This window comes from Mesonia sp. HuA40, assembly GCF_008017835.1.
Classification (GTDB): Bacteria; Bacteroidota; Bacteroidia; order Flavobacteriales; family Flavobacteriaceae; genus Mesonia.
The window spans coordinates 1-26353 of record NZ_VRLT01000032.1 but is presented as its reverse complement, the minus strand read 5'-3'; the positions used below and the strand labels follow the sequence as shown (position 1 = coordinate 26353).

Genomic DNA, 26353 nt, shown 5'->3' with positions numbered 1-26353 from the left:
AATCAATTATTTTTTTACCACCTTTAAGGTAGCTTTTTGATTTTTAGTTTCAAAACCTAAAAGGTAAACTCCGCTTTTTAAATCACCTAAAAATAAAGTGTTTTGTCCGGCTTGATAGTTTTGAAATACTATTCTTTTTCCCGTTAAATCATATAGGCTAATTTTTCCTATCTCTTGAGCGTTAAAACTTATTTCTTGCTTAAAAGTAGAGGCCATTAGGTTAACTCCCATATCTTTTAAGTTATAATTATTTGTACTTAAAGAAGAATCATAAGTATAGGTAAAAGAAAGAATGTCTCCTATTTCGTTACCGTTAGCATCTACCTCAAAAAATCTAAAACCATAAACCACAGGCTGGTTGGGATCAGTTCCTGGGTTAGAATTAAAGAAATGGTCAAAATCATTATTAGATGCCCCTGGCGCTAGCGTTAAAGCTCCGTTTTGTGGATAGGTAGCTCCTGCCGAAATTGTATTAAAACAGGTGTCACCAAGACAAAATTGAAGATTGGTTCCATCTGAGTTTGTCACTTGAGTAACCTCGGCCATAATGTTTACTGTATTACTGCCGTTATTGGTTATTTTTAATTGTACCTCTGCATTTTTTTGACCCAAGGTAGAGAATGAAAAATTATCTCCGTCTGCAATGGTCACTCCTTGTGCAGGGTCGGTAATTGTTATTTGAGCCATCGTCGTTAAACTGGCTAAAAATAAAGTAAAAAGTAGGGTAATTTTTTTCATAGTTTGTTTTTTAAGGCACCTAGAAATACTCTAGGTGCCGTTTTATGAATTATTTCTTTATTAATTTGGTGGTGTAAGTTACGGTTTTACTTGCTAGGTTCACAAAATAAACACCCTTTTCTAAATGCCCGATACTAATAGCTTGCTCTTTTTTCATTTCTTTAGCGCTATATACTAGCTTACCAGTAATATCAAATATTTCAATGTTAAAATTGTCTAGGTTATTCACAAAAATAGCATCTTGAGCTGGATTAGGATATACCGAAATTACTGCGGTATCATTATCAGCTACACCTAAGGTAGTATTTGTTTTAAAAGCTCCTTCAAGTACTAATTCAGATCCAAAATTTCCTACATCTTTGTTGTAAATAATGTTTCCTTGAGACTTGATGGCTATGCCAGGTTGGAAAGAAGAACTAGTATAAGACCAACCATCACCATAAGAATCTTTTAGTTTAATCGTATAGCACTCTGAAGCTGGTAAGACGTGAGTCGTACTAATAGTAGTGATTGCATTTGGACCACCTCCATTTTGAGGTCCAGTATAATTACCTCCTGAGGCCACTACGGCACCGGTGCTGTCTAGTATTTCCCAACTAGCTTCGGTAGGATAATTATCTGTTCTAATATCAACGGTAATATTTCTTGAACCCTCTTGCGCCTCATCAAAGTTTATTTGTCCAGAGTTGTTGGTATTATCATCGTCATTAGGTATGTTTATGTCAATAGTGTTAGAAGGTTGTAGCGTAAAATTAATTACTGGTAAATCAACAACTTCCGTTTCTCCAACAGCTAGATTACCGGTCCAATTGTGTGTATTTATAGCACCACCGTTAATACTATATTCAATCGCCAAACTGGTTAGCGTGTTCATTCCGTTATTTTTGATGGTAACTTGTGGAGTAACTTCTGTTTTACAAGTATTATCTATTTCTTTAATTTCAGCTAATTCAATTTCGTTATTAAAGCTAGAGGTTAAAGTCATTACGGCCTCGTTACCGCTAATGATTTCTTCATTACCTTCTGCAACATAAGCAATTACTTCTAATTCACTTAACTCAATAGGGATACTATTGTGATCAGCGGGGATGGTATACGTATAGGTTTGAGTAAACAAACTTCCTTGCGTGGTAGTGCTTATTACATCACCCCATTGTCCTGTTAGAAAGTGAATAAGGCGGTGCATATGATTGTAATTACTTCCCATATTTCCTCCAGATTGAGGTCCGGCGGTATTGTTTTGGTTTAAAGCAATATTAAGTTTGTTGGTGGTAACGGGACTATTCCCAGTATAGTAAGCTTCTACATAAACAGTAAGTTCTCTGGTTTGCAGGTCAATATTTGCTGTTGCTGCTACATTTACATAAGAAGACTCTGATAAAATTGTATTGGCTGCAGCGGTCCAGAAATTTCTTCCCATTGCGGTTGCACCCGATGCCATCGCATAACTAGGAAATTCATGACGATTTACCTGTCCAGCAGGATACCCCGTTAAGCCCGATTGTGTGGCTAAAGCGGCTCCAAAATTTGTTCTAAAATCTGGATCACCAGGTCCAGGATTAGCATAACCACCAGTGTGCACATTTACCAGAAAAACGTCACCTGGGTTATTGGTTTTTAAACTTTGAGCAATTGCGTGCCCTTGAGGACAATAACCACAATAAATACCTGTAAATTCTTCTAAAATTACATTTTTGTTTTCAGGTGTAGTTGAGACAATGGTCTGTGCAAAACCAACCATACTACCCGAAAGCATAGCCAAGCTAAGTAAAATTCTTTTCATCTAAGTTTAGTTTTAATAGTTAAGATTATCACAAATATAAAATTAATATGAAAAGTTTCTTTTTTTTTAATTTAAAATATAAAGTTTCTTTCTTTGTAGGCTATAAATTATATATTTGCTCAGCTTTAACAATCAATTAATAAAACTATGCGAATTTTACTAATTTTTGTGGCCGTCTTGATGGCTCATTTTTCACAGGCTCAGTCTCAAATGCCTAATGTTCAATTGAAAAACATGGACAATCAATTAAAAAATGTTTATAAAGATTATGCTGAAGACGATAAAGTGTATATTTTTTCGTTTTGGGCAACTTGGTGTGCGCCTTGTATTAACGAATTAGAGGCGATTAAAGCGGTTTACACAGACTGGCAAGAAGAAGTAGATGTAGAGCTAATAGCTATTTCTATAGACGATGCCCGTACCGTAAAACGAGTAAAACCAATGGTTAATGGTAAAGCTTGGGAGTATGAAATTTTATTAGATACCAATCAAGAATTAAAACGCAAATTACAAATCAATAATGTGCCACATACCATTGTGGTTAAGAATCAAAAGGTAATGCACGTATCTAATGGCTACGCCGAGGGTGCAGAAGAAGAATTATTTGAAGAGATAAAGGCTTTGTAATGATAAAAAGAATATCAACGCTGGTGGTTTTGCTGGCGGCAGGTTTGATTTCTCAGGCCCAAGAAACAGATGATGAAAATAAAATAAAAGGTAGATTTTATGGTGGACTAGAATCTAATATGCAATATTATGTAGATGATCCTAAATTGGGCGACTTTGAGTTTAAAGATCGTTTTAGATCTAATAATTACTTAAACGCCAACTACAATTATGGGAGGTTTACCGCGGGAGTGCAAGTAGAAGCTTATGAAGCCAACTCACTCCTTAATTATAATCCTAAGTTTGAAGGAACAAATTTGGCAACATTTTATGTCAATTACAAAAGTGATAAAGTAGACATTACTTTAGGACACTTTTATGAACAGTTTGGTAGCGGTTTGCTTTTACGAACCTGGGAAGATCGCGCTTTAGGAATCAATAATGCTCTTCGTGGAGCACGTATAGTGTACAGACCTAATCATAACATCCGTTTAACGGGCCTTTACGGAAAACAACGTAGTGGTTTTGATGTGACCGATGGAGATATTTACGGATTTGATAGCGAATTTTATCTAACCGATTGGTTGCAATTAGAAAATTCAGATTTATCGGTGGGGGCTTCTTATGTAGGACGATATGAGGAAACCAATATCGAGAATCCAGATTTTTCTGAATTGACCAGCGCGATGGCATTTCGATTTAATTACTACTTGGGTTCCTTTTATGTAAATGGGGAAGCTAATTATAAAACCGAAGATGCTGTTATTAATGCCAACAATGATATTTCAAACGATTTGGTTAAAGACGGTTCTGCTTATCAAATAAACCTAGGTTACACCAAAAGTGGTTTGGGTATAGATTTGACTTTAAGAAGGCTGGAAAACATGGGGTTTTTCTCAGAACGTAAACCCGAAGTGATTGATGCGAACAATACCAGCATCAACTACAACGATAAAATAATGAATTATGTGCCAGGTCTTACCAAGCAACATCATTCTAACCTAGCTAATATCTATGTTTTTCAAGCACAGTATCGCGTAGGAAATTTAGATGTTGATATTCTAAAGTCTGGAGAAACGGGCGGGCAACTCGATGTATATTATACCTTTAAAAAGGGTACAAGTTTAGGGGGTAAATACGGAACCGAAATAGCAGCTAACTTTGCTAGCTGGTACAATCTGGCGGGAGAATACCGATATTTCCCTCAAGATTATGACACGCAGTTTTTTGGACGAGGGCAAAAGTATTTTTCAGATTATAACCTAGAAATCCGTAAGCGTTTCAGTAAAAATTGGCGTAGCGGTTTCTATTACGTTCACCAGTATTATGATAAGCGATTGGTTGAAGGTGGAGATCAAGTAAATGCCGATATTTTAGCAGTAGAAAACGTGATTAGCCTACCCAATAAAAAGTCTTTAAGAGTCGAGCTAGAGCATATGTGGGCCGACGCCGATAGACGCAATTGGGCAGGAGCAACCGTAGAGTTTAACTTAAATAGAAACCTATCGGTTTACTTTTGGGATATCTACAACTATGGTACAAAAAAAGAAGCCGAAAAGAATCATTACTATAATTTCGGAGGGGCTTATCGTTTCGGGGCCACACGAATAGCTTTAAATTACGGACGCCAACGAGGAGGTTTGGTGTGTGTTGGTGGCGTTTGCCGCTTTGTACCCGAAAATACAGGGTTTACACTCAATTTATCTACTTCGTTTTAAATCAATTTATCTTGTTTTTTATTAGATAAGAATTATTCTTAAACCATTTCAGGTCAGTTATGACTCGAAATGTTTTTTTATTTAGAACTATTATAATTTAAGCTTGGTAGTGGTTATCCACAAAATGGTTTCTTAACTTAGAGCAGTATTAAACGATGATTTTGGTCATTGTTATATAGGTATATTAAAAAGACCTTTGCAAGATAAAATAAGCTGTTATGCAGGATAATTGTTTTCATTGTGGCAACTCTTGTGATCAAGATGCAATTGTATTTGACGAAAAAGCTTTTTGTTGTAGGGGGTGTAAAACCGTTTATGAGTTATTCTCTAGCAATGATTTAGGCTGTTATTATGATTTGCAAGATGCTCCAGGTGCCATTCCAGAAGAGGTAGCTGGTAAATTTGATTATCTAGATAATCAGAAAATAGTTGAGAAACTTGTAGAATTTGACGATGGCGATATTCAAGTGGTAAATTTGTACGTTCCGCATATGCATTGCAGTTCTTGTATTTGGATTTTAGAAAACCTTCATAAACTGCAAGCAGATATTCGAACAGCTCAGGTTAATTTCCCTAAAAAAACAGTTAGAATAACCTATAAATCATCTGCTTTAAGCTTAAAGGAGGTAGTACAATTGCTTAGTCGTATTGGGTATGAACCCTACATAAGTTTAGATGATTTTGATAAAGGAAAAAAAGAAGTAGACCGCAGCCTTATTTATAAGTTGGCTATTGCCGGATTTGCTTTTGGTAATGTTATGTTCTTGTCTTTTCCTGAATATTTTGAGGTAGAAGAATACTGGCTTGAAGAGTATAAACATCTGTTCAGGTGGTTGATGTTTAGTTTCTCTCTTCCCGTGGTTTTTTATTCTGGTACAGATTATTTTATTTCGGCCTATAAAGGATTAAAAGCAAAAATTTTAAATATAGACGTACCTATAGCATTGGGTATTTTGGTTTTGTTTTTACGCAGCACCATAGAGATTTTGTTTGATTGGGGTACAGGCTTTTTTGATTCCTTAACTGGTCTTGTTTTCTTTTTGCTTGTCGGTAAATTTTTTCAACAAAAAACCTATAGCTTCCTCTCTTTTGAGAGAGATTATAAATCTTATTTTCCTATTGCGGTTACCCGGATAGATAAACAAAATAAAACTGAAGAGAACATTCAAGTATATGATATTGAAGTAGGAGACCGGCTTTTAATCCGCAACAGCGAACTTTTACCGGTAGATGCTATTTTAATTAATGGCGAGGCGCAAATAGATTATAGCTTTGTTACAGGAGAAAGAGACCCGGTGCGCAAAGTGTCTGGTGATAAGTTGTTTGCTGGAGGAAAGCAACTTGACGGTGCAATTGAAGTAGAGGCTTTAAAATCTGTTGAGCAAAGTTATTTGACTCAATTGTGGAGTAACGATGTGTTTAGTCAAAATAAAGATGCCTCTTTTGTAAATCTGACCAATAAAATAAGTAAGTATTTTACAAGTGTGCTTTTAGTCATTTCGCTGGTAGCAACTGCATTTTGGATGTATCATGACTCCAGTATGGCGCTTAATGTTTTTACCGCAGTGCTTATTATTGCCTGTCCGTGCGCGTTGGCGCTGTCAACTCCCTTCTCTTTAGGAAATATGCTTCGTATTTTTGGTAGAGCTAAATTTTATTTAAAAAACGCACACGTAATCGAAAAATTGAATGATCTCGATACGATTATATTTGACAAAACTGGCACCTTGACTACCAATAAAAAAGTGGCTATCACTTATGAAGGTTTGGAATTAACAGAGGAAGAAGCCTCTTTGTTAAAAAATACGTTACGGGCTTCTAACCACCCTTTGAGTAGGTCATTGTATACCTTTCTAGCCAGCCAATCTATTAGCACCCTAGATAGTTTTGAAGAAATAACTGGTAAGGGAATGTTAGCAAGACAGGCAGAGAATAGCATTCAAGTTGGCTCGGCGTCTTTTGTAGGTAGCCCGCAGGTTGAAAGTCAATTACAAACAACGGTTCATGTAAAGACCAATCAAGAATATAAAGGGAAGTACACCTTTAATAATCAATATAGGTCGGGTGTGCAAACTATATTTAATGCGCTTTCCCGTTCTCATAAGCTGGTAGTCTTATCGGGCGATAATGCAGGTGAGAAAGAGCAACTAGCCAAAATGTTACCCAAAAATACCCAAATGTTGTTTGATCAAAAGCCCGATGACAAGCTCAATTTTGTAAAAGCTCTGCAAGATAAAGGTGAAAAGGTAATGATGATTGGCGACGGTTTGAACGATGCTGGGGCTTTGGCCCAAAGTGAGGTAGGGGTAGCCATTTCTGAAAATGTAAATGTGTTTTCGCCTGCTTGTGACGCTATTTTAGATGCCGAACAAATGCATAAACTACCAAGTTTTTTGTTAGCGGCTAGAAAGACAGTTAACACGATTAAATATAGTTTTGTTTTGTCATTTTTGTATAACGTAATTGGGTTATATTTTGCAGTAACCGGCCAACTAAAACCTGTGATTGCGGCTATTTTAATGCCCTTAAGCTCTATAAGCGTATTAATTTTTGTTACTTTGCTAACTAATTATACCAGTAGAAAGTTGAAATTATTTAAAAATTGATAATTGTCATTTTTTAAGAAAGCTTTCACAAGTAATTTTGAAAACTAGAAAATAAGTATGAGTGTAATTTATCTTTTATTGGCGTTAAGTATTATTGTTGCTCTTGTTTTTTTTGGGGTGTTTATTTACTCCGTAAAACGTGGGCAGTATGATGATGTTCATACACCCGCCGTGAGAATGCTATTTGAAGATGAATTGGTTAAAGAAGAAAATCAAAAACAATCAATAAAAACCAAAGACTAATTATTATATTATGGAAATCGAAAAATTTTATTATGACAATAAGATTGTAAAAAAATTCCTGTATGCAACCATATTTTGGGGTATCGTAGGAATGTCTGTGGGCTTATTAATAGCCTTTATGTTTATTTTCCCTAACCTAACTGACGGTATCTCATGGTTAAGTTTTGGTAGGTTGCGACCGCTGCATACCAATGCGGTGATTTTTGCTTTTGTAGGGAATGCGATTTTTGCCGGAGTGTATTATTCTACTCAACGCCTTCTTAAAGCCCGTATGTTTAGCGACGCTTTGAGTAATATTAATTTTTGGGGATGGCAGCTCGTCATTGTTGCTGCGGCAATAACCCTTCCCTTGGGTTTTACCAGTTCAAAAGAATATGCAGAGTTAGAGTGGCCAATAGATATTGCAATTGCTGTAGTATGGGTTGTTTTTGGATGGAACTTAATTGCGACTATATTAAAACGTAGACAGCGACACATGTATGTGGCAATCTGGTTTTACTTAGCTACATTTGTAACTGTTGCGGTTTTACATATTTTTAATAGTTTAGCTTTACCTGCAACCTTCTTGAAAAGTTACTCTGCTTACGCTGGGGTACAAGATGCTTTGGTGCAGTGGTGGTACGGTCATAATGCAGTGGCGTTTTTCTTAACAACACCATTCTTAGGGTTAATGTATTATTTTGTGCCAAAAGCTGCCAATAGACCTGTGTACTCTTACCGTCTTTCAATTATTCACTTTTGGTCGTTAATTTTCATATATATCTGGGCAGGACCTCACCACTTATTATACTCCTCTCTACCAGATTGGGCTCAAAATTTAGGAGTGGCTTTTTCGGTAATGCTTATCGCTCCGTCTTGGGGAGGTATGATTAACGGTTTATTAACCCTACGAGGAGCTTGGGATAAAGTAAGAACAGATCCTATTCTTAAATTTATGGTGGTTGCTATTACCGGCTATGGTATGGCCACTTTTGAAGGACCTATGCTTTCTCTAAAAAATATTAATGCAATTGGTCACTTTACCGATTGGATTATTGCGCACGTACACGTGGGGGCACTGGCTTGGAACGGATTTTTAGCCTTTGGTATGATTTATTGGTTAATTCCTCGTTTGTTTAAAACTAAATTATACTCTATTGGCTTAGCCAACGTGCATTTCTGGGTAGGAACTTTAGGTATTATTCTGTATGCACTACCACTATATGTAGCTGGATTTACACAGGCTTCTATGTGGAAGCAATTTAACCCTGATGGAACTTTGGTATATGGTAACTTTTTAGAGACTGTAACAGAAATTATGCCTATGTACTGGATGCGTGCCATTGGTGGGTCTATGTATATTATAGGTGCATTTATCTTATTATATAACGTTGTTATGACGGTTAGAAAAGGGTCTGCTGTTACCGATGAATTAGCCGAAGCTGCTGCTTTACCTAAGGTAACTAAGAAGAGAACCGCAGGTGAGGGGTACCACACTTGGTTAGAGAGAAGACCCGTAAGATTAACTATTTATGCAACTATTGCCATTTTAATAGGGGGAGCCGTACAAATTATCCCTACTTTATTGGTTGAGTCTAACATCCCAACTATTTCTACAGTTAAACCTTATACGCCACTAGAGTTAGAAGGCCGAGATATCTATATCCGAGAAGGTTGTGTTTCTTGTCACTCACAGATGATAAGACCGTTTAGAAGTGAGGTAGAACGCTATGGCGAGTATTCAAAAGCAGGAGAGTATGTATATGATCGTCCGTTCTTATGGGGTAGTAAACGTACAGGTCCAGATTTACACAGAGTCGGTAAGAAATATTCTGATAACTGGCACTTTAATCACTTCTATGATCCGCAGACTACCTCGGCTGGTAGTATTATGCCACGATACCCTTGGTTAATCACTAACCCATTAGATAAATCGAACACAGAAACAAAAATGCGCACTTTGGTAAAATTAGGGGTTCCCTATACCGATGAAGAGATTGCAAATGCGCAAAAATGGATGGAAGAACAAGGTGCGGCTATCGAAGAGAACTTACATACCGACCCTGATTTTGCCGAAACTTATCAAGCCGATAAAGCTTATGCACAAGAAAATGGATTAGAGTTTGTTGAAATGCGAAACCGAGAAGTAGTAGCTGTTATCGCTTACCTGCAACGATTAGGTACAGATATTAATGTAAAAGAAGAAGTTACTAGTACAAACTAAAAAACCATTACACGATGTTTAAATTTGTAAAAGGTCATTTAGAGACCATCGAGAATATTGAGATTTACCCAATTATTTCATTGCTAATTTTTTTCTTATTCTTTTCAGCATTATTCTACTGGGTATTTACCGCAAAAAAAGATTATATAAAAGAGGTAAGTAACTTACCTCTAGATAACCAAAACGATCAAGAATTATGAAAACAATCGGTTCATACATACGCTTAGCCTTATTTGCACTTTTAGCTTACCTACTTATAGAGTATACAGTAGAAACAGGAGATCAATCAACCTTTATGATGTATCCAATAGCGTGGCTAGTTTTTGGTGTTGCGGTATTGGTCGTGGTGGCGTTAGAAATAGCTGTTGAAGCGCTTAATAGTGTTTTATATAAAGCCTTACCCGAAGATAAAAAACTTGGTTTTGAAGCAAGTCAAGCTCAGGATTCAAAAATTATGCTTTGGTTAAAAGAAACTTATCATAAAATGCTTGATAAAAAGCCTATCGAGAATGAAGATGAGATCATTTTAGATCATAATTATGACGGTATCAAAGAGCTTGATAATAACTTGCCGCCATGGTGGATCTACTTATTCTATGCAACTATTATTTTTGCAGTAGTGTATATGGTGCGTTTTCACATTTTCGTAGATTACACGCAACATGAAGAATTTGAAATGGAATTAGCTCAAGCAGAAAAAGAGATAGAGGAGTATAAGAGAACAGCAAAAGACTTGATCGATATCAATACGGTAACATTATTGACAGATGATTCAGATCTAAAGGCTGGCGGAAATATATATATGCAAAACTGTGTTGCCTGCCATAAAGCTGATGGAGGTGGAAGTATTGGACCCAATTTAACCGATGAGTATTGGATACTTGGCGGTGGCGTAAAAAACGTTTTTAAAACTATTTCTGAGGGAGGTCGTGACGGAAAAGGAATGGTAGCCTGGAAACAAACTTTAAAGCCTCTTGAAATGGCACAAGTAGCTAGCTATGTTATTTCATTAGGGGGTACAAATCCAGAGGGAGCCAAAGAACCACAAGGAGAGTTGTGGGCAGGTGATAAGTAATACCTCGTTTTTGTACACCAAAATTAAAACTAAATCTTAGCCTAAAAAAAGACTTCTGATTTTGGTTAGAAGTCTTTTTTTAAGTTGTAGTTGAATTATTTAATAGGCATTTACGGTATGAGTAATTTTGAAGAAGGTAATGAAAAGTTTAGGGACTCAATAGGAACTCTAGATGAAGAAGGAAAACGAGCTTGGGTATATCCTAAAAAACCCGTTGGTAAATACTACGATTATAGAAAATATGTAAGCTATTTTTTATTGTTGTTTCTATTTGCCGCTCCATTTATTAAAATCAACGGGAATCAATTCCTTTTGTTTAATGTTTTAGAAAGGCGGTTCAATATCTTTGGCTTACCTTTTTGGCCTCAAGATTTCTATCTTTTTGTTATGTCTATGATTATAGGTGTGGTTTTTATCACCCTATTTACAGTAGCTTTTGGACGCATATTTTGCGGTTGGGTTTGCCCTCAAACCATTTTTATGGAGATGGTTTTTAGACGAATTGAATATTGGATAGAAGGAGACCGCGGGAAACAAATAAGACTGAATAAACAAGAGTGGAATGCCGATAAAATAAAGAAAAAATCTTTAAAATGGTTTATATTTTTTATCATTTCATTTTTAATAGCAAATGTCTTCTTAGCCTACCTCATTGGTAGCGATCAGCTCATTCAATACATTATAGATGGTCCACTGGCGCATACCGATGTTATTTTGCCCTTGCTTATATTTACTGGTGTATTTTACTTTGTATTTACTTGGTTTCGTGAACAAGTTTGTATTATCGCTTGCCCTTACGGAAGGCTACAAGGGGTATTACTAGACAAAAATTCTATCGTAGTAGCCTATGATTATAAACGTGGCGAAAAAGAAAAAGGAAGGGCCAAATTTAAGAAAAACGAAGATCGAGCTGCTAGTGGTAAGGGAGATTGCATCGATTGTTTTCAATGTGTGCAAGTTTGTCCTACGGGTATAGATATTAGAAACGGTACCCAACTTGAGTGTGTAAACTGCACCGCCTGTATCGATGCTTGTGATGCGATGATGGAAAAAGTAAATCTACCTAAGGGGCTTATACGTTATGCGAGTGAAGCAAACATTGCCGAAAAGAAACCTTTTACCTTCTCACCAAGATTAAAAGGCTATACCGCCGTATTGGGTATACTAATAGCGGTACTAGTAGGAATGCTATTTTTGCGCAACGATGTTGAAGCCACTATCTTAAGGTTGCCTGGAGAATTGTATGAAAAGAAAGAAAACAATATTATAAGCAATGTTTATACTTATAAATTAATTAATAAAACTACTTCAAAAATTGAAGATGTTAGCTTTAAGTTGATTTCACACGACGGGACAATAAAAATTGTTTCTCACGACGCTTTTGAAGTTCCAGAGCAAGGTATGGCACAGGGTACTTTATTTATTGAAATCCCTTTACCGGCTATTGAGAGCGATCGAGAGCGATTAAAAATTGGTGTTTACAGCGGCGATAAATTAATTGAAACAACTGTGACCGCATTTTTAGGACCAAGAAGTTTTAGATAAAAAAGGAATATTATGAAAATAAATTGGGGTTGGGGCATCGTGATTGCCTTTGTAGGATTTATAAGTTTTATACTTTACTTTGTAGTAAAAGTTTCTACAAATGATGCCTATGAACATGATTTGGTGGTAGAAGAATATTACAAACAAGAATTGAAATTAAATGGACAAATAGAGGCAGAGCAAAATGTCTTACCTTTTAAAAGAGATATTTTGGTTGAAGTAGTTTCAGGCGATTTACGCATAAAGATGCCGCAAGATAAGGTGAGTGAGTTGGCTAAGGGTACACTCTTAATGTATAGACCATCGAACAAAAAACTAGATTTCACTTTACCCTTTCAGTTGAAGAATGGAGAAATGTTAGTACCTAAAGAAAAATTGGTTGGGGGCATTTGGTCGGTGATCATAGAATGGGAAGAAAACAATAAAAATTACCGGTTTAAAAAAGAACTTCATTTGTAGCTATGCTTTGGTCCGCTTTTCTTTTAGGTTTATTGGGTAGCTTGCATTGTGTAGGCATGTGTGGGCCAATAGCCTTTATGCTGCCTTTAGACCGGACCAACCATCTGAGGAAAGCTTTTCAATTAAGTTTATATCATTTCGGAAGATTAATGGCTTATAGCATTATGGGAGTGCTTTTTGGTATAATAGGTAAAGGGCTTTACCTGTTTGGTTTTCAGCAACGCATATCCATAGCGATTGGAGTGGTTATGATTTTGGTGGTTGTACTACCCAAAGGTAAATTTGCAAAATTTAATATTGTTAATCCTATATATATATTAATTGCTAAGGTAAAATCGGCATTAGGTAAAGAACTCAAAAAGCGTACTCCAGATACTTTTCTTACTATAGGTTTCCTTAACGGATTTTTACCTTGTGGGTTACTTTATATGGCGGTATTTGCAACCTTCACTTTTGAGTCTATGGTCTTAAGCACCACTTATATGTTGCTCTTTGGTTTAGGTACCATACCTTTAATGACTTTTGTAGTTTATGCAAAAGATTTCCTTAATCAAAAATGGCGCAATAAATTTCAAAAATTGATTCCATATGCATTGGTTGTAATTGGTATACTTTTTATTTTAAGGGGGTTAGGATTGGGTATTCCTTACGTTTCGCCAGAATCGGTTAACTTTATTGAGTCGCCTCAAGCAAATTTTGATTGCGCACCGAATTTGCAACAAAACTAATAAATGTCATAGTTTAGTTGGGGCTGTACCTGTAATTTTGCATAAAATTTAAAGTACTTATTATGTTATATATTACCGCCCAACAAGCTGTAGAACAAGTTAAATCTAATTCTAGGTTGTTTTTTCAAGGAGCCGCAATGACCCCAAAATTAATCATTAAAGCCCTTTGCGATCGATATAAAGAGTTAGAAAATGTAGAAATTGTACAACTCCACACCGAAGGAGAAGCTAAATATATACAGCAGCCTTATAATCAGAGCTTTCGAGTAAATTCTTGCTTTGTTGGTAGCAATGTAAGAAAAGCAGTCAATCAAAAACAAGGAGATTATATACCGATTTTTTTAAGTGAGGTTCATTTGTTATTTAAGCGTAACATATTGCCTTTAGATGTAGCTTTTATTCAAGTTTCGCCACCAGATAAACATGGTTTTTGTTCGTTAGGAACTTCTGTAGATGTAACCTTATCGGCCATTCAAAGTGCAAAACGGGTAATTGCTCAAGTGAATCCAAATGTACCTCGAACCCATGGCGATGGTATAATACACATCCAACAAATTGACGCAATGGTAGAGGTCGATGAACCTATTCATCAAGTATTGCTTTCTGAGCCTAGCGCAACAGAATTGGCTATAGGTAATCATGTAGCGCAGTTAATTGAAGATGGTGCTACTTTACAAATGGGTATTGGAGCAATACCTAATGTGGTGCTCAACAACTTAAAAAACCATAAAAACCTTGGTATTCATACCGAAATGTTCTCAGATGGAATTCTTCCTTTAGTAGAAAAAGGAATTATAAACGGAAGTCAGAAAATGGTTAAAAACGGCAAGATAGTAACTTGTTTTGCTATGGGGTCACCTAAGTTATATGAGTTTATCGACGATAACCCAATGGTACATTTTAAAGAAGCTGCTTATACCAACGATACCTCCATTATTCGAAGAAACCCTAAAGTAACCGCTATAAACTCTGCAATAGAAATAGATATTACTGGGCAAGTTTGTGCAGATACCATTGGGAAAATGCAATTCTCTGGAGTTGGAGGTCAAATGGATTTTATTCGAGGAGCAAGTCTCTCAGAAGATGGTAAAGCAATCATAGCTATGCCTTCGATTACTGCCAAAGGCATTTCAAAAATCACCCCTTATCTAAAAAAAGGGGCTGGGGTAACCACAACACGCGCACATGTACACTACGTAGTTACTGAAAACGGAGTCGTAAATTTATTTGGTAAAAGCTTAAAGCAAAGAGCAAAAGCGTTAATTTCTATTGCACACCCCGATCATCAGGAAGAATTGAGTAAATTAACCTACGAGAGATTAAATAATTAAAAATTATCCTTTAGATGTTAAAAGAAATTGAAGAAAGAGCAGACGTGGCTTTGCTGGTAAGAAGTTTTTACCAAAAGGTACGTAAAAATGAAGAAATAGGACATTTTTTTAATGAGACCATATCAGATTGGGAAGAACACCTAGAAAAATTAACCGATTTTTGGGAAAGCAATTTGTTTTATGTTGATAAGTTTAGAGGACGCCCCGGTAGGGCGCACATTATGGTTGACCAAAACTTTGATAACAGCATTGAGGCAAAGCATTTTGGCGTGTGGTTAAATCTGTGGTGGCAGACCATAGATCAATTGTTTAAAGGAGAGCGCGCCGATAGAGCCAAAGAATTAGCCAGAAATTTAGGAACCAATTTTCATATGAAAATTTTTGTGGCTAGAGAACGAAAGAGTTCGCTGTAAGCTTCTGTAAATTAATCGATTGGTAAAATAATTAAAATATTCTAATTTTTTTCAATTATCATGCTGATTAGGTCTTTTAGGTTTCATAAATTTGATAAATAATTGTTTAAAAAGAAAGCAGGATATAACAGCTAATGCTCTTATACTGTTCTAAAAATTAAAAAATAAAAATATATGGCTAATAAGAAAGAAACCATGTATGATAATGTAATGAAGCAATACAATAAGGTTGCAGATTACATGGATTTAGATCCGAATATCAGAAAAATCTTATCAGTAACTAATAATGAGATCATTATTCATTTTCCTGTAAGGATGGATAATGGTGATGTAGAAATTTTCACCGGATACCGCGTACAGCATAACAATGCCTTAGGTCCTTACAAAGGCGGCTTGCGCTACCATGCCGATGTTGATGTGGAAGCTGCAAAAGCTTTAGCTATTTGGATGACCTGGAAAACCTCTTTAGCAGGATTGCCTTATGGCGGAGCAAAAGGTGGAATTCAATTGGATCCCAGAAAATATTCTATTACTGAGTTAGAGCGAATCACCAGACGATTTACTTATGCTCTGGGGGAAAACATAGGTGCCGAGCACGATATTCCTGCGCCCGACGTGAATACCAATGCCCAAACCATGGCCTGGATTGCAGATACTTATATGAGTACGAAATCTCCATCTGAGAGATCAAAGCATCAACATGTAGTGACCGGTAAACCCGTAGGTTCTGGAGGACTTGAAGGTAGAGACCGTGCAACTGGTTTTGGAGTTTATTTAACCATAAGATTATACCACGAAAGTAGAGGAGAATCTTTACAAGGTAAAACTTTTATTGTGCAAGGTTTCGGTAATGTAGGCTATTGGGCTTCTAAATTCTTAGAGGCCGATGGAGCAAAGTTAATTGCGGTTCAAGATGCACACGCTACCATTCACGATGAAGCAGGATTTAGCGTAGAAGATTTATTTGAACACAGCAAACCTAGAAAGAATTCTATAGCTGGTTTTGCAGATGATAAGGAAATCGACCCTAAGGAATTCTTTGGTTTAGAATGTGATATCTTAATTCCGGCGGCATTAGGAAACCAAATTACCGAAGAAAATGCAGCCAATGTTAAAGCACCTTTAATTGCAGAAGGAGCTAATGGACCAACTACCGATGCAGCAGAAAAAATACTATTAGAAAATGGCGTAACCATTATACCAGATATTTTATGTAACTCTGGCGGAGTAATTGGTAGTTATTTTGAATGGTTGCAAAACCGAAATGGTGAATTATGGCAGTTAGATGAAATCATGATTCGCTTAGAGAAAAAATTAACCGGCGTTTTTAAGAAAGTTGAAAACGAGGTAAATGAAAGACAGACAGACTGGAGGACTGCTGCATATGTATTGGCTATTTACCGTATAGAAATGGCTTATAAACAACGCGGAATTTTCCCATAAATCTATCCTTTCTTAGAAACTTAACCTTCTTGTATCAATTTATCTTATCAACAAAAAGATAAATTGATGTAGAGAAGTTTTTTTTTATCCTAAAAATTTGTAATTTCATCACCGCAACGCAAAAAGACAGGTTATGCCCGATAAAATACAGGAACATTACAGCGAAGAAGAAATCCAAATACTCAATATGAATAAAGATTTGAACTTTTGGGTTGATGAACTTAAGTTTATGGTTACCGAAATAACTTTTTTTAAACAGTTATTGGCTAAAGATGAATTAAAGTTTAATACATCGCCTAATTATCAAGAAGTTAAACAGATACTAGCCGAGAATCTAGAAACTACCCGAAAGTTTCTAGAAGAGTTAATCGATTATGATGTAGTGTCTAATGGCATTCAAGAATGTGAAGATTTATCTTGTGAAACCTATTACCTTAATGAGCATCAGGACTACAAAAAACGCGTTCGGGACCATTTAAAATTGCATAAAGATAACAAACAGGTATTGTTTAAATTAGTACAAGAAAATTTATAAAAACCTATAAAAAATCCCTATTTTGATAGGGATTTTTTATTTAACAATCGCTTAAGTTAACCCTAACAGCTAGGCCACCCTCTGAGGTTTCTTTGTATTTTGAGTTCATATCTTTTGCCGTATCCCACATCGTTTCAATAACACTATCTAACGGTACTTTTACTTTAGTGGCATCAGTTTCTAAGGCTATCTCAGCGGCATTTATTGCTTTTATGGCTCCCATTGCGTTACGTTCTATACACGGTACCTGCACTAAACCGGCAATAGGGTCGCAAGTTAAACCTAAATGATGCTCCATAGCAATTTCACTTGCAACAAGTACTTGCTCTGGTGTGCCTCCAAGAAGATGGGCCAAACCTCCTGCCGCCATGGCCGAAGAAACACCTATTTCTGCTTGACACCCACCCATAGCTGCCGATATGGTTGCTCCCTTTTTAAACAAGCTGCCAATCTCGCCAGCAACCAGCATAAACTCTTTAAGGTGTGCAAAACTAGCTTGGTGATTTTCTATTGTCATATAGTACATCATTACTGCGGGTACCGTACCAGCGCTACCATTGGTGGGAGCAGTTACTACTCGGCCTAAACTAGCATTTACTTCGTTAACACTGATAGCATAGCAGCTTACCCATTTTAAAATTTGCCTAAACTTTACCTCGGTATTGCGTATGGCTTCAAGCCATTCTTGTGGGTTGCTATAATCTTGATCGCCAATAAGTTTTTCGTGTATTCCAAATGCTCGACGTTGAACTTTTAAGCCGCCTGGTAAAATGCCAGGAGTATGACAACCTACATACATTGACTCGAGCATTACATCCCAAATGGCTTTTAAGCCCTCGTCTATTTCTTTTTCGCTTCTCAGCGATTTTTCATTCTCTAATACAATTTGAGCAATATTTTTGTTTTCTTGCTTGCAAAAAGCCAATAGCTCAGTTCCCTTTTCAATACTAAAGGGAAATTGTTTAAATACTTCTACCTTTTTTTTAGCATTTTCTCGCTCTTCTTTAACTACAAAACCACCTCCAATAGAATAGAATGTAGCTTTATATTGACTTGTATCATCTATTGTAGCAATAAAGGTCATGCCATTAGGATGAAAATCAAGAAATTTCTTATTAAAAATCACCTGTTTGGCTGGGTCAAAATTGAGTTCTCGTTCTTGATTAAGGTAAAGAATATGATTTTCTTTTATATTAGCAATACTGGGTTCTAGCAATTCTAAATCCATTTTTACGGGGTCATAGCCCAATAAGCCCAACAATACCGCAATATCGGTAGCGTGACCTATTCCGGTTAACGATAATGAGCCGTACAAATCAACATGAATTTGCGTAATTCGATTAAAGATGTTTTCTTCTTTTAATTCATCTATAAAACGCTGGGCAGCACGCCAAGGGCCTAAGGTGTGTGAACTCGATGGTCCTACGCCTATTTTTAGCATATCAAAAACACTGATGCACTCAACTTTCTTCATTTCTTCCAATTAAATTTTGGCAAATACAAAGATGAAAGAAAAATTTCATCTTTCCACATGTCTTATTACTTATTTGTTTGCTATTTTATATGATTAGAGAAATTTTTGGGTTAGGGATAGCAGCGTTAGCCCGTAAAAAATCAAGCCTTGAAAAAGCTTTATTTTGCGGACTTTAAGCGTATAGCCCGGCTTTCTTTTTTTATTTTTTAAAAAAAGAAAGAACCCCCAACAGGCACAATGATAGGTAATAAAAGTAAAAAGGTGACATGATGTCATATTTAATCTGCTGGCACAAAGATTGAATAATGCTAAGCGAATTTAAAGTTTAAAAAAAATAAATTATATAAATTATGAGTAAGATAATAGGTATAGATTTAGGTACTACTAACTCGTGTGTTTCTGTGATGGAAGGTAATGAGCCTGTAGTAATTCCTAATGCTGAAGGTAAGCGAACCACCCCGTCTGTAATAGCTTTTGTTGAAGATGGTGAGATTAAAGTAGGAGATCCGGCTAAGCGACAGGCGGTGACTAACCCAGAGAAAACAATTGCTTCTATCAAGCGTTTTATGGGTAACAAGTATTCTGAATCAAAAAAAGAGGCAGATCGTGTTGCTTATAAAGTGGTAAAGGGAGATAATGACACCCCGCGTGTTGATATCGATGGGCGTTTGTATACCCCACAAGAATTATCGGCTATGATTCTTCAAAAAATGAAGAAAACTGCCGAGGATTATTTAGGTCAAGACGTAAGTGAGGCAGTAATTACTGTTCCGGCTTATTTTAATGACTCGCAAAGACAAGCAACCAAAGAAGCTGGTGAAATTGCTGGCTTAAATGTGCGTAGAATTATTAATGAGCCTACAGCTGCAGCTTTAGCTTATGGCTTAGATAAAAAAGGACAAGACCAAAAGATAGTAGTTTTTGATTTTGGAGGAGGTACGCATGATGTTTCTATTTTAGAATTAGGTGACGGTGTGTTTGAAGTTTTAGCTACCGATGGTGATACACACTTAGGTGGAGATGACGTAGATGAAACGATAATAGATTGGTTGGCCGATGAGTTTCAAAAAGATGAAGATATCGATTTACGTAAAGACCCTATGGCTTTACAGCGTCTTAAAGAAGCTGCAGAAAAAGCTAAAATTGAATTATCAAGTTCTTCAAGTACAGAAATTAACTTGCCTTATGTGACCGCTACCGCTAGTGGACCTAAGCACTTAGTAAAACAACTTTCTCGTTCTAAATTTGAGCAGTTAATTAGTGACCTTGTAAAGCGAACTATAGCACCTTGTGAAAAGGCTATGAAAGCAGCTGGTTTATCAAAAAGCGATATAGACGAGGTAATTCTAGTAGGAGGTTCTACACGAATTCCTGCTGTACAAGAGGCGGTTGAAAGCTTCTTTGGTAAAAAACCAAGTAAAGGTGTAAACCCAGATGAGGTAGTGTCTTTAGGAGCTGCCATTCAAGGTGGGGTGTTAACAGGAGATGTAAAGGATGTTCTTTTACTAGATGTAACACCACTTTCTTTGGGTATTGAGACTATGGGAGGTGTAAACACCAAGTTAATTGAAGCCAATACTACCATTCCTACTAAGAAGTCACAAATATTTTCTACCGCAGCAGATAATCAACCTTCTGTAGAAATTCACGTGCTACAAGGAGAACGACCAATGGCTGCCGATAATAAAACTATTGGTAGGTTCCACTTAGACGGTATACCACCAGCACAACGCGGTACACCACAAATTGAAGTGACTTTTGATATTGATGCCAATGGTATTATTAAAGTAAGCGCTACAGATAAAGCTACTGGTAAATCACAAGATATCCGAATCGAAGCATCTTCTGGATTAACCGAGGAGGAAATTGAGAAAATGAAGAGAGAAGCAGAGGCTAACGCTGAAGCGGATAAAAAAGCAAAAGAAAAAGTAGATAAGCTTAATGAAGCTGATGCGATGATCTTTCAAACTGAAAAACAATTGAAAGAGTTTGGCGATAAACTATCTGATGATAAGAAGAAGCCAGTTGAAGATGCATTAGCAGAGCTTAAAAAAGCTTATGAAACCAAAGAATTAGAAGCAATAACTCCAGCGCTAGACAAGTTAAATGAAACTTGGAAGAGCGTATCTGAAGAGATGTATAAAGCGCAGGCAGAAGCTCAGCAAAACGGAGCTGGCGCCCAGAATTCTGGCAATGCTGGTGCTCAAGGCGAAGCAGGAGGAGACAATTCTAAAGATGATGTTGAAGATGTAGATTTCGAAGAGGTAAAATAAACCTTATTAAATCTCAATAAATAAAAACGCGATCGGGGTACCGATCGCGTTTTTTTATGATTTTTGCCGTACTTTTTTAAATGTTTAAAAGCAATAAATCTATTTTTAATTGTGGAGACTTTTAATCGAAAAGAAAATTTTATTCTACCTAAATTGTCTTGTAAAAAATAGAAATTTTAGGTTATTTTTTCTCTTCTAATTTGCTAAGCTGCTTACGCTCTTTAATTAAATTTTTAAATGTTTTGCCGTACCGAGATTTTTTAATTGGTTTAGGCAACGAATTATAAACCGTATCTAAATATTTTACATTAGCATCAAATGCTTCTGTAATCATAATATAAGGAGCAACTTCGTATTCCTTATTATTGATAGCAAAATTCACAGTGTAGAGGTACTTGCGCTTTAAAAGCTGATCGAATTTTTTTTGTATAGCTTTACTTTCTTCCTCATTCTGATCTTGGTAGGCTTTAAAACTAGCTTCTACAATGTCTAGGCGTTCGTCATTAAATTTTTTTATAACCGCAAAATAATCCTGCAAAAGCTTATGATTTGTACTCCCCTCAACTTTGGCATTATAGGAAAATTCATTTAAATCAGTTTTAAAGTTTTGTGTACCGGGTTCAGCAAAAATTTCTACAATATTATCGCTGTTTTCACCAACTCCATTATCTAGATACACAAATAAGATTTCGGGCTCTTTTAAGTTGGTTTTCAAACTAAAGCTTTCTTCTCCTCTAACGTGTATTGAGTCTAGGTCAATTACAAATGAATCTTTAACCCTTTGTAAATAAAGGGTTCCCTTTCTCAGGCCGTCTACCTTTCCAGTAAGCGTAAAATTGGTTTCTTTTTCTTGACAAGCTAATACAAGAAAGCTAATTAAAACTGCGGTAAGTGTTTTTTTCATGATGGGTTAAAAAATATAATTTAAATAGAGTTAGAGGCTACTTCCATAAGCACAGCACATAAATAAGCTGCCCAAGTACCAACTACGTAACCTAAGACCGCTAGTAGTACTCCAACGGTTGCAAGTGATGGATGAAAGGCTGCAGCCACAACGGGAGCAGAGGCTGCCCCACCTACATTTGCTTGGCTACCCACAGCCAAAAAGAAATAGGGGGCTTTTATTATTTTTGCAACGCCAATTAATAAGCCTGCGTGAATGGCCATCCATACTAAACCTATTGCAATTAAGCCAGGGTTGTCAAAAATCATCAGTAAATCCATTTTCATTCCTATAGTAGCAACAAGAATATAAATAAAAATGCTTCCTATCTTACTTGCTCCTGCACCTTCATATTGTTTTGCTTTGGTGAAAGACAAAATAATACCGATAAAAGTAGCTATGGTTATCATCCAAAAGAAGGTAGAAGTAAACGAAGATAGTGCCGAGCTTTTGTCGTTAAAAACAGAGAAATTGTCTTTGAGAAAATTAGAAATTCCATCGGCTCCCCAATGCCCTAGGCCTACAGCTCCCATGGCTAAGCCTAGCATAATCATATAATCTGCCAATTTTGGTGTTCTGGAGATGCTTGCAGTGTAATCGCTAACCTTTTGCTTAAGTTCTGTTATAGCACTAGAATCGGCTTTAAGCCATTTGTCAATTTTATCTGTTTTAGCAATCCCCATTAATACAATAGCCATCCATATGTTGGCCACCACAATATCAACAAAAACCATCCCCCCATATTTTTCGGGATTAAACTTAAAAATTTCTAACATAGCCGCTTGGTTGGCTCCACCACCAATCCAACTTCCGGCCAAAGTTGCTAATCCGCGCCAAACGGCATTGGGTCCCGCACCTCCAACAGTTTCTGGGGAGACCATAGATATTAGAAGTATAGCTATGGGGCCACCGATGACAATACCTAATGTGCCAGTAAAAAACATTATCAATGCTTTTGGACCTAAATTAAAAATTGCTTTTAAGTCGATACTAAGCGTCATTAAAACTAAAGATGCTGGTAACAAGTATCTACTAGCTACAAAATATAGCTGAGAACTTTCTGCACTGATAATTCCTAATGTATTTAAAATTGCAGGGAGTAAGTAGCACATTAATAAAGCAGGTACGACTTTATAAAACTTTTGCCAAAATGAATTTTTTGATTCATTGGTGTAAAAGACCAGTGCTAAAACAACCATCAATAAACCAAAAACGATGGCATCATTGGTAAAAATCGGGGTATTCTCCATAGGTAAAATCAATTTTGGTAAATATAAATACTTTTACAAAACTGCAAAGTGATTTCAAAAATTAATCGGGGCACACAAGTGGTGTACTTAATTACATTAAAAAAGTCAGCTATTTTATTTAAATCTTTTTTGGGAACAATATATTTGCATAAAAAATAAATATGAAGAATTTAACTTTGGCTTTTTGCCTAATTCTGCTGCCCCTAGCAGCAGTAGCTAAAAATACCCCTAACGATTGGGGTCAAAACGGTCACCGCTCAACTGCGCAAATCGCTCAACAATATCTTCAGAGGAACACCTTAAAACGTGTTCAAGAAATTTTAAAAGGCGAGAGCCTGGCCGTGGCCTCTACTTTTTCTGATGAAATTAAAAGCGATAGAGCTTTTAGAAAGTATAATGCTTGGCATTATATCAATATTGATGAGGGTACAAGTATAGCTCAAATCAATAATCTAAATGAAGAGAATATAGTTTGGGCTATTAAAAAATGCGTTGAAGTTTTAAAAGACTCAAACCGTTCAGCAGAAGATCAAGAATTCCATCTAAAAATGCTTATACATTTGGTGGGAGATTTACACCAACCCATGCATGTGGGAAGGGCAGAAGATCGTGGCGGAAATGATATTGATGTTATTTGGTTTGGAAAACCCAGTAATTTACACCGTATTTGGGATTCTGAAATGATAGCGAGCTACGATATGAGTTTTACCGAATTAGCAGAGCATAGACCCTCCCTCAATAAAAATCAAATAATGAATTTGCAGGAAGGAACTCCAGCCGAATGGGCGTTGGAATCTCAAAAAATAGCCAGTAAACTTTATGCTGATGCAGAAAAAAACTATAATTTACGTTATAGTTATATGTATAAATGGTTTCCTGTTTTAAAAGCGCAATTAGAAAAAGGAGGCTTGCGCTTAGCCAAAATTTTAAATGAAATTTACGGTTAACTAACGTTTGCTTATTTTGTTGCCACTTATTGCTTTTTGCCGGCTACATTTAAAAGTTCCAGCATCAAAATTTCTCAAATTTTGATGCTTTGTTTTTCTTCCTTGTACACGTGCTCGCCATAATCTAAAACTTGAAGGTTTCAATTCGCGCTGCATAAGTTTAATAACTTCTTTTTCTGGAATTCCAAATTGGAATTCAATGGCCTCAAAAGTAGTGCGATCTTCCCAGGCCATTTCAATTATACGATCAATCTCTCGTATGCTAAATTTTTTGTTTGTCATTTTTAATTATTCTAAAGGTTAAATTTATTCTAGGCCCAACAAGCTTTTTAGTTTTCGGGATCTGGTGTTTCCAGAAATGCTGTGTATTTCCTTGCATCAATAAAAGACTTCTGTGCGGTAGTATTATATCGTGCTTTAAACTTTTTTTATAGTTATGTTTTAATTTAAATTTTCGGGTAGCTCCCAAGCTTATCGATGCTATTTTAGGTTGGCTTCCCAATTCTTTTTCGTTATCGGCGTGCCAGCCGTTGCTATCTTCTCCGTTGCGATACAAGTTTAATAGGCAAGTGGTAAATTGTATATCAAAGTCGTTTTGTAACTTATTTTTTATCTTTAGTATGGGTTCAGGAAAAGGTGAGGGATGTAAGGTAATACCAGAATAGGAATACGGGTTTTTGTTGGTTGCATATAAGGCAGTAAGTCTTGGTTGTAAGTATTCTTTTCCAAAAATCTTAATACGGTCTTCTTGCCAATCTGTTTGATGTAACAGATGTTCAAACAAGAGGTCAGCTTCAGAAGCTGGTAAATAAAGCGGATCAAAATATATATCGGCATCTGGTAAATCTATAACTGGCATAATTAAAATTGTAAATAATAGAAAGCCCACCAAATAAGTAATCCCTGCAAAGGAATACGTAAAATTAAAATCCATTTAGGAATCCCAAGTCCAGCTTTTTTAGAACTAAGCATATAAAAATGTACCCACAAGAAAACAATTAGCATCGCTATAATACCATAAATCGCATAATCTTTAAATGGCTCATAAAGTAGGCTAAGGCCTAATAGAATTTCAGCCACACCACTTAATAATACCCAAGTTTTTTTATTTTTAAAAATACTAGGCATAATGCGCACATACGCCTTGGGCCTTACAAAGTGCATTACCCCTGCAAAAATATACATTGCACACATTAAATAGAAATGCCAAGAATAGTAGTCCATAGTATAAAGGTAAAAAATTAGATAGCGCGTTTTTTCATTTTATCATATAATTAATATTTGTTGCAGAGATGTCTTGTATTCTTTCCCCATCGCTTTCGCTGAATTATTCTCGTTACCTATTAATAATTCGAAAAGTATAAATAGGAGGAAGGGGGGGTGATCATTATTTCACCTTGAAATTTTGCAATAAGAATAAGCCTATAGAATCCGAGTGTAATTAAGTCTATTTCCATTTTAGTAAGCCTGGATATAATTTTCAAAAAACTTTGGGTGGTTAAATCACTTATTAGCAAGCCATTAGTATTTCATTAAAAAATAAAATAAAAAAAAGCCCATAAAAAGTTTGCGCAATGGAATAAAGGTTCTACATTTGCACCCGCAAACGACGCAAGTCTTTGTAAGTTCATTAAAAAGCGAAATAGTTTAGTTTAGGGGTTGTGAGATAAAGAAAGACTTTTTATCTTTGCCTTCTTAAATAAGCTAAGCGGTTAGCAAAAATAAATTTTTAAAAAAACTTTAAATTTATTTTTGCAGAAATAAAAAAGTTTCTATCTTTGCAGCCGCTAACACAATAAGTGTTAAACGTTCTTAAAAACAGGATGATTGGTGAATAAATAAAGGTTCGATTCCTTTACATCTAACAAACGAAGTTGAGGTTTTTTATTAAAGCTGATACGGAGTAAAAAGTTCATTGATTTATTGAATTGACAGTGTATATTTTTACTTGGAAACGAGTAAGAAATGCGAAATTAAAACAAAGGCTAAATAGAATAGTTTTGAGTCGAGATACTTAGTTAGCTAGGTATTGAGAAAAAT

Annotated in this window: 24 protein-coding genes; 16 read left to right on the top strand and 8 right to left on the bottom strand. The window is 36.0% G+C overall.

Going from position 1 to position 26353, the window contains the following annotated elements:
* Positions 1-6: 6 nt before the first annotated feature.
* Together FT993_RS08095 and FT993_RS08090 are read right to left on the bottom strand one after the other, a co-directional pair.
* A complete protein-coding gene (locus FT993_RS08095; RefSeq protein WP_147862052.1) occupies positions 7-738 on the bottom strand; it encodes a T9SS type A sorting domain-containing protein in 732 nt (243 codons plus the stop codon).
* A gap of 49 nt (positions 739-787) precedes the next feature.
* A complete protein-coding gene (locus FT993_RS08090) occupies positions 788-2521 on the bottom strand; it encodes an Omp28-related outer membrane protein (RefSeq protein ID WP_147862051.1) in 1734 nt (577 codons plus the stop codon).
* 147 nt (positions 2522-2668) lie between these two features.
* Between FT993_RS08090 and FT993_RS08085 the strand changes: the two genes are divergently transcribed.
* The 14 genes from FT993_RS08085 (at position 2669) to FT993_RS08020 (ending at position 17426) form a co-directional block, all read left to right on the top strand.
* Positions 2669-3148: a TlpA disulfide reductase family protein gene (locus FT993_RS08085; protein ID WP_147862050.1), complete on the top strand. Its 480-nt coding sequence runs from the start codon at positions 2669-2671 to the stop codon at positions 3146-3148.
* Entirely contained in the window at positions 3148-4845 is a 1698-nt protein-coding gene (locus FT993_RS08080; protein WP_147862049.1) for a DUF6029 family protein, read from the top strand. The genes FT993_RS08085 and FT993_RS08080 overlap by 1 nt, the downstream gene beginning before the upstream one ends.
* Positions 4846-5063: 218 nt before the next feature.
* Positions 5064-7451 (top strand): heavy metal translocating P-type ATPase metal-binding domain-containing protein, encoded by a 2388-nt coding sequence (locus FT993_RS08075; RefSeq protein WP_147862048.1) that lies wholly within the window; start codon positions 5064-5066, stop codon positions 7449-7451.
* A gap of 57 nt (positions 7452-7508) precedes the next feature.
* On the top strand, positions 7509-7694 hold the full coding sequence (gene ccoS / locus FT993_RS08070) for a cbb3-type cytochrome oxidase assembly protein CcoS (protein WP_147862047.1): 186 nt from the start codon (positions 7509-7511) through the stop codon (positions 7692-7694).
* Between the two features lie 10 nt (positions 7695-7704).
* Complete coding sequence (gene ccoN / locus FT993_RS08065; RefSeq protein ID WP_147862046.1) at positions 7705-9897, top strand: cytochrome-c oxidase, cbb3-type subunit I; 2193 nt, start codon at positions 7705-7707, stop codon at positions 9895-9897.
* Positions 9898-9911: 14 nt separating this feature from the next.
* Entirely contained in the window at positions 9912-10097 is a 186-nt protein-coding gene (locus FT993_RS08060) for a CcoQ/FixQ family Cbb3-type cytochrome c oxidase assembly chaperone (protein WP_147862045.1), read from the top strand.
* On the top strand, positions 10094-10972 hold the full coding sequence (locus FT993_RS08055) for a cbb3-type cytochrome c oxidase N-terminal domain-containing protein (RefSeq protein WP_147862044.1): 879 nt from the start codon (positions 10094-10096) through the stop codon (positions 10970-10972). The genes FT993_RS08060 and FT993_RS08055 overlap by 4 nt, the downstream gene beginning before the upstream one ends.
* 117 nt (positions 10973-11089) lie before the next feature.
* Positions 11090-12517: a cytochrome c oxidase accessory protein CcoG gene (ccoG, locus tag FT993_RS08050; RefSeq protein ID WP_147862043.1), complete on the top strand. Its 1428-nt coding sequence runs from the start codon at positions 11090-11092 to the stop codon at positions 12515-12517.
* A gap of 12 nt (positions 12518-12529) precedes the next feature.
* Positions 12530-12976, top strand: a complete 447-nt coding sequence (locus tag FT993_RS08045) for a FixH family protein (RefSeq protein ID WP_147862042.1) — start codon at positions 12530-12532, stop codon at positions 12974-12976.
* A gap of 2 nt (positions 12977-12978) precedes the next feature.
* Positions 12979-13704, top strand: a complete 726-nt coding sequence (locus FT993_RS08040; protein WP_147862041.1) for a sulfite exporter TauE/SafE family protein — start codon at positions 12979-12981, stop codon at positions 13702-13704.
* A gap of 62 nt (positions 13705-13766) precedes the next feature.
* Complete coding sequence (locus tag FT993_RS08035) at positions 13767-15035, top strand: acetyl-CoA hydrolase/transferase family protein (RefSeq protein WP_147862040.1); 1269 nt, start codon at positions 13767-13769, stop codon at positions 15033-15035.
* A gap of 14 nt (positions 15036-15049) precedes the next feature.
* The gene (locus FT993_RS08030; RefSeq protein ID WP_147862039.1) at positions 15050-15448 is read left to right on the top strand and encodes a group III truncated hemoglobin; all 399 of its coding nucleotides are present in this window, start codon (positions 15050-15052) and stop codon (positions 15446-15448) included.
* Between the two features lie 174 nt (positions 15449-15622).
* Positions 15623-16891, top strand: a complete 1269-nt coding sequence (locus FT993_RS08025; protein WP_147862038.1) for a Glu/Leu/Phe/Val dehydrogenase — start codon at positions 15623-15625, stop codon at positions 16889-16891.
* A 133-nt stretch (positions 16892-17024) separates the two neighbouring features.
* Positions 17025-17426 (top strand): hypothetical protein, encoded by a 402-nt coding sequence (locus FT993_RS08020; protein WP_147862037.1) that lies wholly within the window; start codon positions 17025-17027, stop codon positions 17424-17426.
* Positions 17427-17466: 40 nt separating this feature from the next.
* Here FT993_RS08020 and FT993_RS08015 read toward each other — a convergent pair whose 3' ends face one another.
* Complete coding sequence (locus FT993_RS08015; RefSeq protein ID WP_147862036.1) at positions 17467-18900, bottom strand: L-serine ammonia-lyase; 1434 nt, start codon at positions 18898-18900, stop codon at positions 17467-17469.
* A 350-nt stretch (positions 18901-19250) separates the two neighbouring features.
* On the opposite strand from FT993_RS08015, the gene dnaK reads away from it, so the two are divergent.
* Entirely contained in the window at positions 19251-21173 is a 1923-nt protein-coding gene (gene dnaK / locus FT993_RS08010) for a molecular chaperone DnaK (protein WP_147862035.1), read from the top strand.
* A 181-nt stretch (positions 21174-21354) separates the two neighbouring features.
* On the opposite strand, the gene FT993_RS08005 is transcribed toward dnaK, so the two are convergent.
* Together FT993_RS08005 and FT993_RS08000 are read right to left on the bottom strand one after the other, a co-directional pair.
* Positions 21355-22077 carry a DUF4369 domain-containing protein gene (locus FT993_RS08005; RefSeq protein WP_147862034.1) on the bottom strand — a complete coding sequence of 241 codons (723 nt, stop codon included), beginning with the start codon at positions 22075-22077 and terminating at the stop codon, positions 21355-21357.
* A gap of 20 nt (positions 22078-22097) precedes the next feature.
* Complete coding sequence (locus FT993_RS08000) at positions 22098-23366, bottom strand: DUF819 domain-containing protein (RefSeq protein ID WP_147862033.1); 1269 nt, start codon at positions 23364-23366, stop codon at positions 22098-22100.
* A gap of 161 nt (positions 23367-23527) precedes the next feature.
* On the opposite strand from FT993_RS08000, the gene FT993_RS07995 reads away from it, so the two are divergent.
* Entirely contained in the window at positions 23528-24313 is a 786-nt protein-coding gene (locus FT993_RS07995) for a S1/P1 nuclease (protein WP_147862032.1), read from the top strand.
* Here the strand turns inward: FT993_RS07995 and FT993_RS07990 are convergent, their stop codons facing one another.
* Genes FT993_RS07990 through FT993_RS07980 form a run of 3 tightly spaced genes read right to left on the bottom strand, consistent with a single transcriptional unit; the run spans position 24314 to position 25537 of the window.
* Positions 24314-24595, bottom strand: coding sequence for a TIGR03643 family protein (locus FT993_RS07990; RefSeq protein ID WP_147862031.1), 282 nt, complete (start codon positions 24593-24595; stop codon positions 24314-24316).
* Entirely contained in the window at positions 24576-25172 is a 597-nt protein-coding gene (locus tag FT993_RS07985) for an alpha-ketoglutarate-dependent dioxygenase AlkB (RefSeq protein ID WP_147862030.1), read from the bottom strand. Before FT993_RS07985 ends, FT993_RS07990 begins: the two co-directional genes overlap by 20 nt.
* Positions 25173-25174: 2 nt before the next feature.
* Entirely contained in the window at positions 25175-25537 is a 363-nt protein-coding gene (locus FT993_RS07980) for a MauE/DoxX family redox-associated membrane protein (protein WP_147862029.1), read from the bottom strand.
* Positions 25538-26353 lie beyond the last annotated feature (816 nt).